At 37.1% G+C, this 15,849-nt stretch carries 15 protein-coding genes and 10 tRNA genes; 3 read left to right on the top strand and 22 right to left on the bottom strand.

The window, feature by feature from the left end; translation table 11 throughout:
* Positions 1–25: 25 nt before the first annotated feature.
* The 8 genes from J7Q84_RS14090 to J7Q84_RS14055 form a co-directional block, all read right to left on the bottom strand.
* The gene (locus J7Q84_RS14090; RefSeq protein WP_209095203.1) at positions 26–340 is read right to left on the bottom strand and encodes a hypothetical protein; all 315 of its coding nucleotides are present in this window, start codon (positions 338–340) and stop codon (positions 26–28) included.
* 128 nt (positions 341–468) lie between these two features.
* The gene (yhbH, locus tag J7Q84_RS14085) at positions 469–1,644 is read right to left on the bottom strand and encodes a sporulation protein YhbH (RefSeq protein ID WP_209095202.1); all 1,176 of its coding nucleotides are present in this window, start codon (positions 1,642–1,644) and stop codon (positions 469–471) included.
* A 646-nt stretch (positions 1,645–2,290) separates the two neighbouring features.
* Positions 2,291–4,186, bottom strand: a complete 1,896-nt coding sequence (locus J7Q84_RS14080) for a PrkA family serine protein kinase (RefSeq protein WP_209095201.1) — start codon at positions 4,184–4,186, stop codon at positions 2,291–2,293.
* 1,115 nt (positions 4,187–5,301) lie between these two features.
* Complete coding sequence (locus tag J7Q84_RS14075) at positions 5,302–6,309, bottom strand: IS1595 family transposase (protein WP_209095200.1); 1,008 nt, start codon at positions 6,307–6,309, stop codon at positions 5,302–5,304.
* Positions 6,310–6,374: 65 nt separating this feature from the next.
* Positions 6,375–6,863 carry a tRNA (uridine(34)/cytosine(34)/5-carboxymethylaminomethyluridine(34)-2'-O)-methyltransferase TrmL gene (trmL, locus tag J7Q84_RS14070; protein WP_209095199.1) on the bottom strand — a complete coding sequence of 163 codons (489 nt, stop codon included), beginning with the start codon at positions 6,861–6,863 and terminating at the stop codon, positions 6,375–6,377.
* A 138-nt stretch (positions 6,864–7,001) separates the two neighbouring features.
* Positions 7,002–7,898 carry an amidase domain-containing protein gene (locus tag J7Q84_RS14065; protein ID WP_481747557.1) on the bottom strand — a complete coding sequence of 299 codons (897 nt, stop codon included), beginning with the start codon at positions 7,896–7,898 and terminating at the stop codon, positions 7,002–7,004.
* A 162-nt stretch (positions 7,899–8,060) separates the two neighbouring features.
* Complete coding sequence (queG, locus tag J7Q84_RS14060) at positions 8,061–9,209, bottom strand: tRNA epoxyqueuosine(34) reductase QueG (RefSeq protein ID WP_209095198.1); 1,149 nt, start codon at positions 9,207–9,209, stop codon at positions 8,061–8,063.
* Between the two features lie 115 nt (positions 9,210–9,324).
* A tRNA-Gly gene (locus J7Q84_RS14055) sits at positions 9,325–9,398 on the bottom strand.
* Between the two features lie 283 nt (positions 9,399–9,681).
* Here J7Q84_RS14055 and J7Q84_RS14050 point away from each other — a divergent pair.
* Positions 9,682–10,446, top strand: a complete 765-nt coding sequence (locus tag J7Q84_RS14050; protein ID WP_209095255.1) for an MBL fold metallo-hydrolase — start codon at positions 9,682–9,684, stop codon at positions 10,444–10,446.
* A 63-nt stretch (positions 10,447–10,509) separates the two neighbouring features.
* On the opposite strand, the gene J7Q84_RS14045 is transcribed toward J7Q84_RS14050, so the two are convergent.
* From J7Q84_RS14045 to J7Q84_RS14035, 3 genes are read right to left on the bottom strand one after another with little or no spacing between them, the layout of a single operon-like run.
* Positions 10,510–10,794, bottom strand: coding sequence for a hypothetical protein (locus J7Q84_RS14045; RefSeq protein WP_209095197.1), 285 nt, complete (start codon positions 10,792–10,794; stop codon positions 10,510–10,512).
* Positions 10,795–10,811: 17 nt separating this feature from the next.
* Positions 10,812–11,357 carry a DUF6241 domain-containing protein gene (locus J7Q84_RS14040; protein ID WP_209095196.1) on the bottom strand — a complete coding sequence of 182 codons (546 nt, stop codon included), beginning with the start codon at positions 11,355–11,357 and terminating at the stop codon, positions 10,812–10,814.
* A 29-nt stretch (positions 11,358–11,386) separates the two neighbouring features.
* On the bottom strand, positions 11,387–11,731 hold the full coding sequence (locus J7Q84_RS14035) for a DUF4181 domain-containing protein (RefSeq protein WP_209095195.1): 345 nt from the start codon (positions 11,729–11,731) through the stop codon (positions 11,387–11,389).
* A 360-nt stretch (positions 11,732–12,091) separates the two neighbouring features.
* Between J7Q84_RS14035 and J7Q84_RS14030 the strand changes: the two genes are divergently transcribed.
* On the top strand, positions 12,092–12,907 hold the full coding sequence (locus tag J7Q84_RS14030; RefSeq protein ID WP_247739277.1) for a DUF6944 family repetitive protein: 816 nt from the start codon (positions 12,092–12,094) through the stop codon (positions 12,905–12,907).
* Positions 12,908–13,258: 351 nt separating this feature from the next.
* Here J7Q84_RS14030 and J7Q84_RS14025 read toward each other — a convergent pair whose 3' ends face one another.
* A complete protein-coding gene (locus tag J7Q84_RS14025; RefSeq protein WP_209095194.1) occupies positions 13,259–13,792 on the bottom strand; it encodes a C40 family peptidase in 534 nt (177 codons plus the stop codon).
* A gap of 62 nt (positions 13,793–13,854) precedes the next feature.
* Entirely contained in the window at positions 13,855–14,151 is a 297-nt protein-coding gene (locus tag J7Q84_RS14020) for a hypothetical protein (protein ID WP_209095193.1), read from the bottom strand.
* A 348-nt stretch (positions 14,152–14,499) separates the two neighbouring features.
* Between J7Q84_RS14020 and J7Q84_RS14015 the strand changes: the two genes are divergently transcribed.
* A complete protein-coding gene (locus J7Q84_RS14015) occupies positions 14,500–14,868 on the top strand; it encodes a VOC family protein (protein ID WP_209095192.1) in 369 nt (122 codons plus the stop codon).
* A gap of 153 nt (positions 14,869–15,021) precedes the next feature.
* Here J7Q84_RS14015 and J7Q84_RS14010 read toward each other — a convergent pair.
* The 9 genes from J7Q84_RS14010 to J7Q84_RS13970 form a co-directional block, all read right to left on the bottom strand.
* Positions 15,022–15,102 (bottom strand) — tRNA-Leu (locus J7Q84_RS14010).
* A gap of 21 nt (positions 15,103–15,123) precedes the next feature.
* Positions 15,124–15,209, bottom strand: a tRNA-Leu gene (locus J7Q84_RS14005).
* A gap of 18 nt (positions 15,210–15,227) precedes the next feature.
* A tRNA-Cys gene (locus J7Q84_RS14000) sits at positions 15,228–15,301 on the bottom strand.
* A 6-nt stretch (positions 15,302–15,307) separates the two neighbouring features.
* Positions 15,308–15,382 (bottom strand) — tRNA-Gly (locus J7Q84_RS13995).
* A 5-nt stretch (positions 15,383–15,387) separates the two neighbouring features.
* A tRNA-Gln gene (locus J7Q84_RS13990) sits at positions 15,388–15,462 on the bottom strand.
* 49 nt (positions 15,463–15,511) lie between these two features.
* Positions 15,512–15,587, bottom strand: a tRNA-His gene (locus J7Q84_RS13985).
* Positions 15,588–15,599: 12 nt separating this feature from the next.
* Positions 15,600–15,673 (bottom strand) — tRNA-Trp (locus J7Q84_RS13980).
* Positions 15,674–15,678: 5 nt separating this feature from the next.
* Positions 15,679–15,763: transfer RNA gene (locus tag J7Q84_RS13975), tRNA-Tyr, on the bottom strand.
* A gap of 5 nt (positions 15,764–15,768) precedes the next feature.
* A tRNA-Thr gene (locus tag J7Q84_RS13970) sits at positions 15,769–15,844 on the bottom strand.
* Positions 15,845–15,849: the final 5 nt, after the last annotated feature.

Genomic DNA, 15,849 nt, shown 5'->3' with positions numbered 1-15,849 from the left:
CTCATATAAGCGGTTCTTCTTCAGCCTAATTCAATGCACCTAAGATATCCTCCAGCCTTTTACCATTCGCATTTTCACTCGGCTTTTTGGAAGGCTGCACCGTAGGGTTTTCAAGCAAGTAATTCTGCTTAATATAGTCCATATCTTTCATTTTCACATGCAATAAAGGAAGTATGTCTGTTGCTGAAATAGAGCCTTGCAACGCTTTAACAGTAACCGCCAGAACGCTGCTTGTTTCTGCTGTTTCCACTAAGACCTTACCTGTCAACTCTTTAGAAACTTCAATTCCCTCTACTTCTAGATACGCTTTATTAAACTGGTAGTTCCATTTTGCTTCCATCCAGCTGTTACTATTTCAGCTATCATAAAAGACATACTTGCTCCTATATTTGACTGACATGTAACCTGTATTTGCACAATAAAAAAAGCCCTGAGTACATACTCCCTTTGTACTCAAGGCTCTTACATTCATCCAATTCTCTCATTTGCTTCTGCTCGGAAGAAGCTCTTCATTGCATTAAAGACATCAGCTTTTTGTTTGAGGATATAATGACGGAATTTTTCATCATTGATATTTTTGTAAGCGGACATTAGCGTTGAATGACGATTATATTGATTCACTTCTCCATATCCAAACATATTGGATACTTTCATCAGTTCCGTTACAAGCTTTACACAGCGTGCATTATCTGAGGTGAGATTATCACCGTCTGAGAAATGGAACGGATAAATATTATAGCGTGACGGTGAATATTTTGTTTCGATTAATTCTAATGCTTTTCGATAAGCAGATGAACAGATAGTCCCCCCGCTTTCTCCCTTAGAGAAAAACTCTTCTTCTGTTACTACTTTTGCTTCTGTGTGGTGGGCAATAAATTCGATATCGACTGTTTCATATTTTGTACGTAAGAACCGTGCCATCCAGAAGAAAAAGCTGCGTGCCATATACTTCTCCCAAATTCCCATAGAACCGCTCGTATCCATCATGGCTAATACAACCGCTTTTGATTCTGGTTTTAATACTTCATTCCATGTACGGAACTTTAAGTCCTCTGGATGAATTGGATAAAAGGACGGTTTCCCGCTCATCGCATTTCGTTTATAAGCAGACATCATGGTTCGTTTTTTATCAATATTCCCCATCAATCCAGTCTTTCGAACATCATTGAATTCAATATGCTCGATGCGATTTTCATCCGTTTCTTTCTGTTTTAAATTCGGTAACTCTAATTCTTTAAATAATACTTGTTCCAGTTCCATAAGTGATACTTCAGCTTCGTAATAATCTTCCCCTGCCTGATCACCTGCACCTTGCCCTTTGCCTGGTCCCTTTTTTTGCCCGCTGCTGGAACCGTCTCTGGCAACGACATCCCCAACCTTACTGTCACCGTTACCCTGACCAACATGCTTATTTTTATCATAGTTGTAGCGAATTTTATACTCATCTAACGAACGGATTGGAATTTTTACTACATCTTTTCCATTCGACATAATAATACTTTCTTCAGTAATTAAATCTGCAAGGTTATTTTTTATAGCCTCCTGTACTTTATCCTGATGTCGCTGTTGATCATCATGTCCTTTACGGTGGAGGGACCAATTTTCCTTTGCAATAGTATAATTATTCTTATTGTCTTCACTCACTGACCTTTCCCCTCCTTCTTGTATACTATGCGTTCACAAACTCTGTTTCAAACAACCGTTTTTCTAATAATATAATTTTTTCATCGGTGCAGCTTTTCACGTTTACGCACTGATAGCTAAAACCAATCGGGTTTTACAGGTAATGGCCCTTTGCTTAAACGTCTCATTTGATTAGATCTAACAATTCAACCAAACTATTTTCAAAATAACGGATTTCTAAACCCTCAAAATAAAGAAAACTTGACTAACACCAAGCCTGTAGGCGCTGGCGATTGCCTAGTTACACTTTCTTATCACTAAAAAAGTCCGCTTTTCTCTTCACGTTTCAACTTTTTAAGCACCATTTTTCCCGGTACAGCATATGGTATCGTGTCGGTCTTTTTTATTTTTACTTTGAATGGTTGGTTACTCTATCTTATGCCAGCAATAATAATAATTGACAAATAATTCATAAAATTTATTCAAGGTATTTTATAGGACAAGCACCTTATAGAGAAGGAGAACTTCCTCTAATACTGAATCAAATGCAGGGGGAATAATGTTATACAGAGAAAACGAAACCAGCTGCAGTTTATATAATCGGAGCTGGTTCGTTCATTTGTATTTTTGCAAAAAAAGCATGCCCGAGAGCATACTTTTTTTACCTTTAACGATTGAGCAGGCTTCCTACATATCGAAGCAACTCGTTGGCAGAAGAGGAATTGTATCCATATTCATCTATCAAACGTGCTACAACCTCATTTATCTTCTTCAATTGACTTTCATCAGGAGTTTTGGATGATGTTGTAATTTTCACTACATCTTTCAGATCTGCAAATAATTTCTTTTGAATCGCTTCTCGTAAACGTTCATGAGAATTATAGTCAAATCGTTTTCCTTTTCTTGCATATGCCGAAATCCGAATTAAAATCTCTTCACGGAATGCTTTTTTCGCATTCTCCGAAATTCCGATTTGTTCTTCAATAGAACGCATAAGCTTTTCATCCGGGTTCATTTCTTCACCTGTTAATGGATCCCGCAGCTTATTTTTATTGCAGTAAGCTTCGACATTATCAAGGTAGTTATCCATCAATGTTTTCGCTGATTCCTCATAAGAGTAAACAAAGGCTTTTTGTACTTCTTTTTTCGCAATATCATCGTATTCTTTTCTTGCGACAGAAATGAAGTTCATATACCGTTCACGATCTTCACTGCTAATGGATGGATGCTGCTCCAACCCATCTTTCAAGGACCGAAGAACGTCCAGCGCATTTATCGATGGCACCTCTTTTCTGATAATTGTAGACGAAATACGATTGATTACATAACGAGGGTCAATACCACTCATTCCTTCATCTGCATATTCTCTTTGCAGCTCTTCGACATCAACCAAATTGTAGCCTTCCACCATTTCACCATCATATAAACGCATTTTCTTCACTAAATCGATATCGCCTCGTTTCGGCTCTTTCAATCTAGTTAAAATAGTGAACATCGCTGCTACACGAAGCGTATGAGGTGCAATGTGAACATTAGATACATCACTTTCTCGAATCATCTTTTCATAAATATGCTCTTCTTCACTAACTCGTAAATTATATGGGATTGGCATGACAATGATACGGGAATGTAGCGCCTCATTTTTCTTATTGGAGATAAAGGAACGATACTCCGTTTCATTCGTATGCGCTATAATTAATTCGTCTGCTGAAATTAAAGCAAAACGGCCTGCCTTAAAGTTTCCTTCCTGTGTTAGTGATAACAAATGCCATAAAAACTTTTCATCACATTTCAGCATCTCTTGAAATTCCATCATGCCTCGATTCGCCTTATTAAGCTCTCCATCAAATCGATATGCACGAGGATCAGATTCTGATCCAAATTCAGCGATAGTCGAAAAGTCAATGCTTCCAGTTAAATCTGCAATATCTTGAGATTTTGGATCGGATGGGCTGAAGGTTCCAATACCAATGCGCCGATCCTCTGATAAAAATACACGCTCCACAATTACATCTTCAATGCGGTTATTATATTCTTGTTCAAGCCTCATTAAATTCAGAGGAGATAGATTCCCTTCAATTCTAACGCCGTATTCTTTATAAAAATCTTCCCGTAAATGCTGAGGAATAAGGTGTAAAGGATCTTCATGCATCGGGCATCCTTTTATAGCAAAAATTGCGCCGTTTTCTGTATAGGTATAGGCTTCTAATCCTCTCTTTAACATCGTTACCAGTGTGGATTTCCCTCCACTTACAGGACCCATTAACAGTAAAATTCGTTTTCTTACGTCTAAACGCTTTGCTGCTGGATGAAAATACTCTTCTACCAGCCGTTCTAAAGCTGTCTCTAATCCAAATAATTGATTGCTAAAAAAGTTGTACTCCCTACGCCCATCTACTTCCTCGATTCCAGCATCCCTAATCATATTATAAATGCGCGAGTGAGCTGTTTGAGCTACCCACGGCTTCTCTTTGACAATCTCCAAATACTCAGCAAATGTCCCTTCCCATTGCAATCGTTTTTCTGCTTCTCGGTGCTGTTCAATTTTTCTTAGAATATCCATACTGGACCTCCCCCATCATCTTGTTCAAAAAAGGATTATTACACTGTATGCGAGGATGTCCGCAAACATTCTAATTAAATCATTACATTCTAGGTCATAATGGGGAGGATATCTTTATTATGGAGAAGGTATATGAAGTAAAAACATTATACTTAGAAAGAAAACTTTTGGAATTGGCAGAAAGAATTCGCTATAATAGAAAAAGCGGGGATACTATAGAAAGGGAGGAATAACCATGCGTTTTTTACTTTTAATGGGTGTAATGGTCGCATTTTTAAGCGCCATCTTCACTGCTGGATACAACGATAAGCCAGGTGCTGGTAAATAAAAATAAGCTGACGTCTAGCATGACGTCAGCTTATTTTTTATGCTTATTCAAACTAAAGAGAATTGGCTTATTTACAGCTAGTAACCTGTCCTCTTTTTAATAATTAATTTCTTTATTTAAGGCTGTTTTCGTAAAGTTTGTTGCTTTTATAAAATAATGACTTAATAAAGGAAAATTATTGTTAGTTGTAGAATATTAATCATTGGTCCTTATTCAACTAAATGGCAGGATAGTTGCGTAAAAAAAGGTGTTTTTTATAGTTCCATCGAAATAAATATAATAAACTAATTCAGAGGGAATTTGAGAATGAAAACCTATTTACTTAATAGATATAAACATTATTTAATGGTTTTAATCGGTGGATTAATCGGGCTATTGTTAGCTTTTATAGTTAATAAAAAAATAATTCTAGATTCTGATAATATCTACTTTTTAAAATGGGTAGGATTTGGATTAATAATAAGTGAGCTCGTCTTCTTTTTTAATTGGATATTTAAAAAGAACAAAACATAATGTAGCTATTCAACTAAATGATGCTTTAGTTGAACAAGACATATTAAATAGCTGAATAGAAATATAATGTACAAGTAGTTCTATTAAAGAACGGAGGCTTGGGAGATGAAACGAGTTCTTTTAGGTATAGTGGTAATTATGATAATTTTAATTGGAATGTACTATTCGACTAATATTGGTTAGGAGTTATTCAACTAACTGATGCGTTAGTTGAATAACATTCCTTTAAAGTCATATCAATTGATATGGCTTTTTCGTTCTAATCCAACTATATTTATACTTCTCGTAAATACTTAACTGTAATGCAATTAGGATTTTGACAGGAACCTAACATCATACCCTTTACTCTATCCTTAGTAGCTAACTTCTTATTTTGTTGTAAGAATTTGAACCAGTATAGGTAGTTATCGAGATATTTAGTGGCTACTCCTTGAAATCTATCCATCCAATCTCCAAGACGTTTATGAAAGCTATTGACATGCTGAACATGGTATATGCCTTTTTTTACATACCCTTCTTTACTGACATTAATTGTTTCGTGTTTTAGACCTTTATTCAATGCAAACTTTTTATAGTTCGTTGCGGTATCAGTGCATAACAAAGCAGAGGGGTCTATATACTCCCCAATTACCGCATCTATTTCTTCTGCTCGGACACGCCCCCGACCAGCTTTTCTAACAACTACTTGACCATTACGGTCTTGTGCAACTACAACTGCAATTTTAAGATTACTAATACCTCTTTTTGGGTCTTTTCCACCACGTTCTTTTGGGTCTCTACCTTCAACTTTACGTCCTTTAAATGATTCTTTGAAAAAGGTCTCGTCGCTTTCAACGATACCCTTTAAACCTTGAAATCCTAAAGAACGCAATGCAAATAAAATCTTATGCCTCCAATAGAAACAAGTTGATATGTGAATTTTAAGCTCTTCAGCAATTTTTGGTAAGGTGTAGCCTTCAATCATCATACGAAAATATTTAGCCCATTTTCCAAGATATCGTGAACCTGAAATCGGAGTATTTGTTAGGTCATTAAATGACTTGCAGCAATCATGACAGAAGTAACGCTGTCTTCCGCGATATTTTCCGTTTCGCTTAACCTTTACACTTCCACAATGAACACAACCAAGACCTTCGCTAAAGCGAGTTTCTCTTATCGTAGTGTATGTATCTACAATTTCATCTTCATCATTAGAGAAGAACTCTGATTTTAAGCGATTAAATAACTTGATTTGGTCTTGTTTCGATAAATCAGTAAAGTCAGCATAAACATGTTCCAACATTGAAAAACCACCTCCCAAACAAGTATTTTAGCACCCTTTAGGAGTATGGTCAAAATAGCAACAATCTATGCGAAAAGAGCCTTATTTAATTCCGGATAATTTTGTTGGCGAAGTGCTTCATACACAAGAATAGCAGCTGTATTAGATAAATTTAATGAACGTACATGCTCATTCATCGGTACACGCAAACAACGGTCAAAATTCTCTTCAATTACATTTGCCGGCAAGCCGTTGGTTTCTCTGCCGAACACAAAATAATGCTCCTTATCTAAATCACTATAATCAAAATGAGAATGTGCCTTCTCACCGTATTTTGTTAAATAAAAAAACTCTCCACCTTGATTTTTCTCATAAAATTCATCAAGAGAAACGTAATGAATTACGTTGACATGTTCCCAATAATCTAGTCCTGCTCGCTTCAGCATTTTATCATCGGTAGAAAATCCAAGCGGATGAATCAAATGCAGCGTAGTGCCCGTAGCAGCACATGTACGAGCGATGTTCCCCGTATTTGCCGGAATCTCCGGTTGATATAATACAACATGTATTCCCAATATACTCACCTCTATTTATTATCTACAACGTATTTTATATCATTTCCTGCTAAAAAGAAAAGTATTGGCTTCCATCATACTTATTAAATAGCGGTCTATTCAATAATTTTTCATAAAAATAGAGCAGCCTATGCTGCTCTATTCATTATCCACAATATGAAAAAACTTATATTTCATACGAGGAGTATATTTATTAGAATCTTCATAAGTCCAATAACGTTTTCGGCTGTCTGAAGAATGAGCATTTACAAGCGGCATACCATTTGCATCCTTCGCCACCACCATAGTTGTGTGATTCCATCTGCCGTCATTTTCAAAATCATAGGCGATTATATCGCCCAAAAGCAATTCTTCGGGTTTTTCAACTTGTTGAGCACGTAAACCGACTGTCGCCCCCGACAAATACCAATGAAAAGAATGAGCAACTGACCAACTCCAGCTCCATTGCCCATTTTGCTGCCACCATCCCTTTCTCACAGTAGGATATCCTGTCATCGGTACTTCTCCTGCTCGGATACACTGAGACACAAAATTTGTACAGTTATCTGGGAAGTTTTTATATGCAGGGTTACGGCCATTCCACCATGCTTCAGCATATTTTACTGCTTCAAGACGATTGTATTTATATGGAATATACTGCCCCTTGCCTTTTGTAACATCTCGTTCTAAGAACTCCATTGGCTCAGGTTCACTTACATATTCAATATACGAATCATTTACAATTTGTTCTTTTTCGAGGATGATGCGGCGCTCGACACGCTCTTCTTCCACATATAACAGTCCTATTTGGTCTACTAAATATTGAAAATGAACTATATAATCTACTTCTTTTCGAGCTCCAAATGTTAATTCACGCACAATAGTAACTTGTGCCTGACATTTGACAACCTCTGCCTTTCTCGTCTTAATAAGCTCTTTTTTACGTGTAATCACATCCTGTATTTCTTTAGATGTATAAGTAGTAACAGAAACATTTCCCACTACAAATGCTAACTGCTCATTGACCATTTGTTCTAAAATAGCCTTTATGGACAAAGATTCTCACTCCCCTCAATACAAAAAGCGGACACGGCCCGTCTAACTTTCTACATAAAGAGTGCTCTTAACATTCAGCAGAAAAAAAGGATACAATCATTTGTACATCGTGTACTTTCTTTCCTTGCAAGGCGCGGTTATTATTACCATATGTCCGAAGGTTTAAGAATCTGCCTGTCTTTCCTTAAGCAGCTGCAATCCTTTTTCCATTTCTGTTAAAACTTCCTCATCCAGCTCCTTGTCTTTCGCCTCTAAAATCGCATACTCAGCTTCTTTTTCCCCAATTTTACCCAATGCCCATGCGGCCATACCTCTCATGACTGGTCTTGGATCCTTTTTCATTACTTGAATCAAATCTGAAACCGCTGTTTCGTCTTTATAATGTGCAAGTGCAATAATGGCATTTCGCTGAATTGGCTTTTTCCCTCTCCATGAACCTGACATTACTCCAAACTTCTCTTTAAATTCTCGATTTCCAATTGTAAGAAGCGGTTTTAACAATGGCTTTACAGCTTCCGAATCAGGCTCCATTTCCGGATGCAAATGAAAATCTATGCCTTTATTTTTTGGACAGACTGTCTGACACGTATCACAGCCATATAGCCTGTTCCCCATTTTTATCCGGTATTCGTCTGCAATAAAACCTTTTGTTTGTGTTAAAAAGGCGATACACTTTTGTGAATCCAACTGCCCGCCTTGGACTAAAGCACCAGTCGGACAAACCTCTATACATTTATTGCAAGTCCCGCACCCATCTTCAATTGGCGTATCAGGAGGAAAAGGGATATTTGTAATCATTTCTCCCAAATACACATACGATCCAAATTCGGGAGTGATAATAGAACAATTCTTAGCGCTCCATCCAATGCCAGCACGTTCTGCAACCGCACGGTCACTCAATTCTCCTGTATCTACCATAGATTGTAGAGCAGCAGCCGGGACCTTCTCTAAAATAAAATGTTCCAGCTTTTGCAGCCGGTCACGTAACACATCATGATAATCCGCTCCCCAAGATGCTCTGCAAAAAATCCCACGTCGTTCTCCTTTTTTACTTTGAGGAGCATTTTTTAATTTAGAAGGATAGGCAAGTGCAATAGCGATGATAGATTGTGCACCAGGTAATACCAACTCTGGCTTCACCCGTTTCTCAATATCCTTTTCCTCAAAGCCCGAAGCATAACCGAGTTCTTCATGCTGTATGAGACGCTGCTTGAGTTCCTTAAATGGTAAGGCAGTTGTAAACCCGATTTTATCAATGCCAATTTCTTTGCTGTACGTGATAATATCTTGTTTCAGCTGTTCTACATTCATTATTGCACCCCCTATATGGTAAGTGTAGACAAATAAACATTAAAAAACGCAATGCCCCGTTTTATTGTATAAACGAAACACTGCGTTGCTTATGAAGTAAGTAATTTATATTTTTTGGAGCGGGTGATGAGAATCGAACTCACGACCAGAGCTTGGAAGGCTCTTGTTTTACCACTAAACTACACCCGCAAATTATAAAAGAAATTAATGATTTTTATTAACTTTTCATTAACTTATGTTAAGAATTATAGCACAGCATAATATAGGTGACAAGAATTTTGTCGAAAAAAATTAAATTTATTTTATAGAAAAATCCCTCTAGATTTAGAAACTTCTTGCTTTAGTTGTATTGTAATAACTGCCTACGAGAGAGGCCAACACTCACTTGCGACAATTTCATTTCATCTCAATAGTAAAATAAGATCGGTACATAATAAGAGAGGGATTTCTAATTGGGAGGAAATAAGAACAAATAAAACCGATCGGACACAAGGTAGCTGAAGATGTTGTTTCTCTAAGGCTTGCGATTTCAAATATATGCTTCGTAGGGTATCGAAATCATTGGGTTTTAGTCGATACAGGTGTGCCTGGCTCTGCTAATAAAATTTGGCAAGCTGCTCAAACGTTATATGGAGAAAACTGCTGTCCAAAAGCTATTATCCTAACACATGGTCACTTTGACCACATCGGAGCTGTAAAAAAGCTAGCACGATATTGGAATGTCCCTGTATATGCTCACATGCTAGAGCTTTCATTCTTAACAGGACAAGCGAACTACTCTCCTCCCGATTCATCTTCTGGAGGTTTAATAGCCCCTCTAGCTCCGTTTTACCCAGGTAAAAGCGTTCATCTAGGACATTATACCCGTCCTTTGCCTGAACACGGTCGCATCGCAGAAATGCCTGGTTGGCGCTGGATCCATACATCTGGGCATACTGCAGGGCATATCTCCTTGTTTCGTGATTCTGACGGCATTCTTATTGCAGGAGATGCTTTTACAACTGTCAAGCAAGATTCTATTCTTTCTATCCTAACTCAATATAAGAAAATACACGGCCCCCCTGCGTATTATACAACTGACTGGCAGGCTGCTTGGAAATCAGTAACAAACTTAGAAGCCTTAAAACCATCTGCTGCCATTACAGGACATGAGCTTCCTATGTTTGGAAAGAAGTTAGCTCATCAGCTAAAAGCACTCGCACGTCACTTCGATCGATTGGCTATCCCTGAGGCATAACCGCTAACAAAATTCAAGGGTTCTCACGATAGGAGAGAACCCTTGATGCATTTATAGCTTCTATCACTCTACACTATCTAAATGTATGGACACATCCACATCTGGAAACTGTTGTTTAAATACCCCAGCTAACGCCTTCGCTCTTTGTTTTACAAGAGCTGCTGAATGAACTTGTTCAAGCAGCATATGTTGCTGTGCTTCTTCTGGTATTTTTTCATAATAGGCAGAAGCGAAAATTTTATAGTATGTATATTCATTTAATACAATTAAGCGCAAGGATATAGCTTTTCCAAAGGCCGCTTCTTTTTGTTTAATTTTAGAAATCACTTCACCCGTTTTATCTGTCACAGTGACACCCTCCATCTTTATTTCTTGCTTTTACTGCTTATAAAATCTTGTTCTTCTTGAGCTGTCGCAAGCCTAGTCGCTTTTCCAAGCTCTCCGCCTTCCCACTCCCATATTTGATTATGAACATAGACGCAGTTAGAAAAATCACCTGCTTGCCATTTATGCAGCGCCTCTATATAAAAATCATAATGCTCTAAATTATCGTTACTGTATTCAACTAGCTGTATTGTAGTTTCGATACTCTCAGGCGTCATTGGAATGTAACCCCAACGTTGTTCGGCAATCACTTTTTGATGAGTCATTTCATGCATACGATGCTGAATATCTTCATCCGTTGATTTTTCTGGTTGAGTCTCTACAACTGGAGCTGGCTGAGGGGGAGTTACTGATTCTGCTGGCTCCTCAAGTTCTACACGATCTACAACAATTTCCTCATCAGCTTCCTCAATGATGTGGTTCTCCTCCCAATTGTTTATATACGATTGAACAGCAATAACTGCAGAGGCTAGAATTCCAATAGAAGCAAACGTTCCTAATATACCTTTTTTCGTGAATTTAAACATTACAATCCCTCTTTTTCATTTTTTGTATTTTAGAAGAGGAACATTAATACAAGCAACACAAGGAGCAAAAATATAAACGCCATTATAGAAATTACATACTCTTTTGACTCTCTATCATACTTCCACTCCATCCATGTACGAAAAATATAAAATGTAATAAAAAATGCAGGAATTATATATTTAACATTTATACCACTAACTAGCAAACCCATGTATACAATTAAAAGAACCCGTTCTCCCCATTTTTGAATATTATTGACGGGTTGATAAATATAACCCTTTTTAGGTATATTCAACTTTTTTCTCATCAGTCTTTCTAGTAAATACCCGAATACTATTACTCCCACAAAAATAATGACTTGTATAGCAACCATATTGTGTCCCCCAAAAGTATTACTGAAGATATTGTTTAGGAATTTCTGTTAAGTATCTTTTTACTAAAAATTGAAAATCTACAATGACATATTCCTATGCCTCCTTTTACTATCTCTCTACTTTAGCTCTTCTTCCATTTTTTTGTATTTCATCTTATCCATCATTTCTCTCCCCATTCGTTGCCCAGTTTTAAAATTCTATTTCTACAAGCAGTAGTTACAACCCTTTAAGTCAATTTATAAAGATAATCAAATGCTGCTGCAAATAAATAGAAATTGTGAAACTAAGTCGCAGATAATCATTGGAAAACCTCTTTGAATATGATTTAAATAAGTACCTAATGACAGGATAGGTTACAAATGGAGAAGCAAATTAACAAGATTTTCGACACTAGAGAGGATTTTGAAGCTGTAGAGGCTTTCGAAGCTACAGAGGTTTTTGGTGCCTTGTTAGTGGCAATAGGAACAATTACTGCCGCAATCGGAAGTACACCTTTACAGTTTATAAAAAGTAGCTTAAGACAAGATTTCAGTTTGGTGGGAAATGTTTTACAATCTGTTGGAGGTGCGGTACAAGCTAATGCATTTGAGGAATTCGAGGATGGCTCTCTGGAGACTATCGGAAATGCAATTCAATCATTTGGAAACATATCAGTAATAAGTGGACTTATTATCAATTTTAAAGACGAGACACAACAAAAATTAATAATTAACGGAAATTGGTTACAAGCTTTAGGCGGAGTTGCTTCATTTGGAGAGGAAATTGAAAAGGCTTCAAGTTCGAATAATCCAGAAAGTAGTTCCAACTGGTTAGTGCAAGCCATGGGAAATATACTGCAAGCTATAGGAAATTCATTACAGGCCATAGATGGAATACAAGTATTGAAGGAGAGCCAAGTAGAGAATAATAAAGATAGTAAGGAGAACGAAGAAGATACAAACCGTGTAGAAAACGAAGAAAATGAAGATAAATGGTCATTAGACACTACCGGAAGCTGGATACAAGCGACTGGTTCTATCATCTCTTTAATTGGTCAAATAAAACAAGCAGAAGAAGTGGAAGAACAGGAAGCTAAAGAACAAAAAGAACAGATAAATACGGATAAACAAACCGAAAAACTTACGAATCAAAATGACTGGCACTATTCATCATTTAGGCTCGTATTTAACAATTAAATTTTCTCCATCCCAAGAAGAAGATAATTTTTCATTCAGTTAAACATTGCTTCACACACCAATTTATCGTAAATCTTCTAACAATAGACGTTTATGACGATATAAGTATTTGATCCTTCTTTTTTCAGTGCAACAAAAAAGGCTTACAGACTCTTTCATTACTCTCTATTGTGTTCGATGTTGAAACCCTTGCAGATTAAGGAGTTGAAAGAATACTAGTAATGCCTTTTCTAAATACTCATGCAATGCGTGAGTTTCTTGTTGTAGCTTTACTTTATATTAAATGTCTTTTTCTTATTTTTAGTTCATTTATCTGATTTTCTATAATGATTTTTTCTTCACGTTAATAATCTATAAATTAAAATTCTCTTTTTCACTAATATCAATCACAGTTTTCCCTTCATTATACGTGAATAAATGCTTCATATATATTGAATTCATTAAATCCAGAGGAGTAACATCACCAGTCACTTTGTGATCAACAAGATCGATTCCAATATGTTGATATGCTTTATCTATTATTTCTGAGCAGATATATCGGTCTTGTGCATGAATGATAAGATTCAATCGAAAGTATTTTTGGAGAAAAAGTGAAATAATTCTCCACCAATCGTATCCCTTAGATGTACTACATTTTTTCCTTAAAAATACTAAGACATTTTTCTTTTGGACTTCGTTCAAGGTTGGCTCTAGACGATATACGTCATATTCTGAATAAGGGTTTTTCATAATTTTCATTTTAGTAAATAAATCAACTTCACATATATGTTCCTCATCTGTAGCAATCGTTACATGAGTATAATCCGATTTTAAGAAAAATCTAATTAAAGGGCTTGCATAGCAATCTCCCTTAATAAATAACAGATCTCCTGCCTCTATCTTCACTTAAAGCACTCCTTCCTCAAATACAATTATAAAATATACTCAGCGTGGGTATCTTGGTGCATTCAATCACTACTTTTCATGATAAATAAGGATTCAATTTCTTCCGTGAAAGTTTCGAATTGCATAAGTCTTTTCGCTGTCTTCTTATGAAGCTTGCGATAAAATTTTAGGGCATCTTCCTTTTCCTCGAAGATATCGGAAAGGTGATGTGTCCCGTCTATAGCTTTGTTGATTTCTTCTTTTGCGTTCAGTTCAGCATACTTCGTTAGGTACGTCCCGTATTTTAGCAACGAAAGAAGTTCCCTTACCTTTTCCGCTTCTATCATGACGTTACCATCTTTAATTTGTATCCCTATCATGTAAACTCCCCCTCAAAATATCGTTTCCACTAATGTAACGAGTTTTCCTTTACATTTTTACATATTCATCAAAATTTCATTGCAATACTTACTATTATTCACCTTACTAATAAGCTAACAGGATTCACTGTATATTACTGACAAATACGTTCTTAGTATCACAAAAAGACCGCTTCCAATATGGAAACCGTCTTTTCTTAAAAGTTTTGCTATTTGGATAATATATTTATAAAATAGAAGTCATATCCAAAGTTATAAAATCAGCATTGTGAATTTTCTTAAAGGATGAACAGAAACGTTGGTTCCGTTACAATTATTTATGCAATAAAATATTAGGAGGTCTATAAGATGAGTAAAGTGATTAGATTTGAATTTCAGGTTCCAAATCCTGAAGAAGCTATTGAATTTTATTCAAATAGTTTTGGTTGGAAGTTCGAAAAAATGCCAGGTCCCATAGATTATTGGTTCATCATTACCGGGGATGATGATAAAGCTGGTATTGATGGTGGGTTAATGAAATCTCCTGATGGGGCTACCAGAACTACTAATTCAATTGAAACACCTTCAGTAGATGAATACATAAAAAAAGTTACTGCTAATGGAGGAAATGTAGTTGTACCCAAAACAGCTATTCCTAATATAGGTTATTTTGCTTACTGTTTAGATAATCAAGGACTTCTTTTTGGGGTGTCTGAAGTTAATACAGAAGCAAGATAAACTTAATTTAATATGTATTTAAAAGGCGATTTCCAAATTCAGAAATTTTGCATACCACTTTTCAAGTGGAAATCGTATGCAAGGAACAATAAAAAGCGGTTTGACTTAGTTGTCAAACCGCTTTTTATATAGTGTTTCTCACACTATTTTTGATACCGGTGGTCGGGGTCGAACCGACACTCCAGAGGAACACGATTTTGAGTCGTGCGCGTCTGCCAATTCCGCCACACCGGCGTAGCAATATATAAATCAAAGTGCCGAGGGCCGGTCTCGAACCGGCACGGTAGTCACCTACCGCAGGATTTTAAGTCCTGTGCGTCTGCCAATTCCGCCACCCCGGCAGGACTTATATTCAATAATGGAGGCGGCAACCGGATTCGAACCGGTGGTAAAGGTTTTGCAGACCTCTGCCTTACCACTTGGCTATGCCGCCTAATTATGGAGCGGAAGACGGGATTCGAACCCGCGACCCCAACCTTGGCAAGGTTGTATTCTACCACTGAACTACTTCCGCATATATGGCTGGGCTAGCTGGATTCGAACCAACGCATGACGGAGTCAAAGTCCGTTGCCTTACCGCTTGGCTATAGCCCATTAATAAACTTCATATCCTTATTATATTACTTCACTTAAAATATGTGAATGGGGCGATTGATGGGAATCGAACCCACGAGTGTCGGAGCCACAATCCGATGCGTTAACCACTTCGCCACAACCGCCATTATATTATTTGGCAGGGGTAGTAGGAATCGAACCCACATTGGAGGTTTTGGAGACCTCTGTTCTACCATTAAACTATACCCCTATAAATGGTGGAGGGGGACGGATTCGAACCGCCGAACCCATAGGGAGCGGATTTACAGTCCGCCGCGTTTAGCCACTTCGCTACCCCTCCAAATATGGTGCCGACTAGAGGACTTGAACCCCCAACCTACTGATTACAAGTCAGTTGCTCTACCAATTGAGCTAAGTCGGCTTAAT

Origin of the sequence: Bacillus sp. 165, from assembly GCF_017742235.1 — a bacterium.
Lineage (GTDB): Bacteria > Bacillota > Bacilli > Bacillales > Bacillaceae_G > JAGHKQ01.
Note: the sequence above shows the minus strand (reverse complement) of the source record. Positions and strands in the feature narration are given on the sequence as shown.

Coding starts and splice junctions, on each gene's coding strand:
- J7Q84_RS14090 (WP_209095203.1), bottom strand. CDS start 340: ATGGAAGCAAAATGGAACTACCAGTTTAATAAAGCGTATCTAGAAGTA.
- J7Q84_RS14080 (WP_209095201.1), bottom strand. CDS start 4,186: ATGGATATTCTAAGAAAAATTGAACAGCACCGAGAAGCAGAAAAACGA.
- J7Q84_RS14075 (WP_209095200.1), bottom strand. CDS start 6,309: ATGTTGGAACATGTTTATGCTGACTTTACTGATTTATCGAAACAAGAC.
- queG (WP_209095198.1), bottom strand. CDS start 9,209: ATGAATGTAGAACAGCTGAAACAAGATATTATCACGTACAGCAAAGAA.
- J7Q84_RS14040 (WP_209095196.1), bottom strand. CDS start 11,357: ATGTTTAAATTCACGAAAAAAGGTATATTAGGAACGTTTGCTTCTATT.
- J7Q84_RS14035 (WP_209095195.1), bottom strand. CDS start 11,731: ATGGTTGCTATACAAGTCATTATTTTTGTGGGAGTAATAGTATTCGGG.
- J7Q84_RS14030 (WP_247739277.1), top strand. CDS start 12,092: ATGGAGAAGCAAATTAACAAGATTTTCGACACTAGAGAGGATTTTGAA.
- J7Q84_RS14020 (WP_209095193.1), bottom strand. CDS start 14,151: ATGATAGGGATACAAATTAAAGATGGTAACGTCATGATAGAAGCGGAA.
- J7Q84_RS14015 (WP_209095192.1), top strand. CDS start 14,500: ATGAGTAAAGTGATTAGATTTGAATTTCAGGTTCCAAATCCTGAAGAA.